At 55.7% G+C, this 1,092-nt stretch carries 2 protein-coding genes; both read left to right on the top strand.

Features of this window, described 5'->3' with window-relative positions; genetic code table 11:
- On the top strand, window positions 1-838 hold an 838-nt coding region (locus KDK13_RS16995; RefSeq protein WP_257286176.1), incomplete at its 5' end, for a lipopolysaccharide assembly protein LapB.
- Window positions 839-865: 27 nt separating this feature from the next.
- Window positions 866-1,092: hypothetical protein (locus KDK13_RS16990; RefSeq protein WP_257286175.1), on the top strand; the 227-nt coding region annotated here is incomplete at its 3' end.

Below are 1,092 nucleotides of genomic sequence, written 5' to 3'. Positions count from 1 at the left end.
CCACTATTTGCAACAGGCTATCACCGGATTTCTGTACGCTGAAGCTTATGAAGACGCACTCTGGGCCGGAGTTATCCAGGCCAGTATTGCCCCGAACGACACAGTCACACTGTTACAAGTCAGTGAGCTGGCACTGAAAATCAGCGAGTTTCCCACCGCCATCGAATACATCGACCGGGCACTGGCAAGCAGCCCCAGTACGCCACAACTGGAGCGGTTGCAACAGTTCAGTTTACAGGCGGAGGCGACCTACCGGGCCCGCAGTAGCCTGGAACGGTTGCACCGCCGCTATCCCAACCGGGTCGATTACCGACGCTCGCTGGCCACCGTCTATGAGTGGTTACAGCAACCGGAAAAGGCGCTGGATCAATGGCTCTGGATCAGCAAAAAAACCGGCGACCGGGCGGCCACGGCAAAAGCCCGGGCACTGGCCATTGGCCTGTTTGACAGCCCCCGGCTGATCGACCTGCTGGAATACACGGCCGGTCAGCGGGCGCTGACAGCCGATGAGTTATACGAACTGGTGGAAACCCTGGAAAACCTCGGAGAACCGGAGCGGGCAGAGCAGTTCCTGCGGGGGTATCTGGTTAACCAACGGGATGCTCTGGGCTGGCAAAAACTGGCCAAAAACCTTCAGGATCGCCAACAGTTTCAGCAGGCTATTGTCGTATGGAAACGCTATCAGCAGCAGTATCCACTGACACAGCATGACCTGTTTGAGTACGCCTATATCCTGCAGGCGACCAACCGCTCGACCGAATTACTGGCCCTGTTATTGCCTTACCGGGATCGCTTGCATACCGTCCCGAAAGGAGATGTGCCAAGGTTTTCATCCTAGGCTGATTTTGAAAAAAATTACTGGCTATTGCTGGCTAACACCAGTTGGCTGGTTGAAGATATTCCCGTTATGATCGATGCCCTGAAGCAGGCAGTCGCATACGAACCGCAAAACCCGTCACATTATGACCGTTACCTCAGCCTGGGCAACCGGCTGCCGATAGACCAGCGCCGACGGATGGCGCAACAGTCCTTTGACCGGTTTCAACAAGCGGATCATGGGCTGATACTGCTGGAAATAGCCACTGCAGTAGC

Source organism: Endozoicomonas sp. SESOKO1, from assembly GCF_024606265.1.
Lineage (GTDB): Bacteria > Pseudomonadota > Gammaproteobacteria > Pseudomonadales > Endozoicomonadaceae > Endozoicomonas.
This window is presented reverse-complemented; position numbering and strand designations above follow the sequence as displayed.